Consider the following 508-nt stretch of genomic DNA (forward strand, 5'->3'; position numbering starts at 1 on the left):
CTCACTCGTCCTCAAAGCATTCCATCGATGCGCGCCGCCACGAGATTGGCAGTGGTGACCGTCTCCACTTGCATGCCGAAGCGGCTCTCGTAGATGGCCAGCATGGCGTCGTGCGTGGAGTCCGCTCCGGAGCAGATCGCGTCTGCAACAATGATCACGCGATACCCCAAGTCTATGGCCCCCATCACGGAAGCAAGGACACAGACCTCCGTCTCGGCTCCCGATACGATGAGCGTATCGACGCCGGCCGACTGCAGGCGTTTATGCAACGATCCGTGCCAAGCCGACATCACGAGCTTGTCCTCAATCACTGCCGGCGGAACGAAACGGGCCAGGTCAGGAACGAGATCAATCAGTTGTGTGTCGAGCCGATCGCGCGTCATGGTTTCCCATTTGCGATAATACCGCCGCCACGCGCCCGCGACATCGTCTAGAGATTGGGGAGGAATGAATCTGGTGAAGATCGTGCGGGTTGGATCAAGCTCCACGATCGCTACGACATTCGGCA

At 59.1% G+C, this 508-nt stretch carries 1 protein-coding gene; it reads right to left on the minus strand.

The window, feature by feature from the left end; genetic code table 11:
- Window positions 1-11 precede the first annotated feature (11 nt).
- Window positions 12-508 (minus strand): cysteine hydrolase family protein (locus ACH196_RS38160; protein ID WP_396651996.1); only part of this gene is annotated, 497 nt, incomplete at its 5' end.

It is taken from the genome of Mesorhizobium sp. IMUNJ 23232 (genome assembly GCF_044326205.1).
Classification (GTDB): domain Bacteria; phylum Pseudomonadota; class Alphaproteobacteria; order Rhizobiales; family Rhizobiaceae; genus Kumtagia.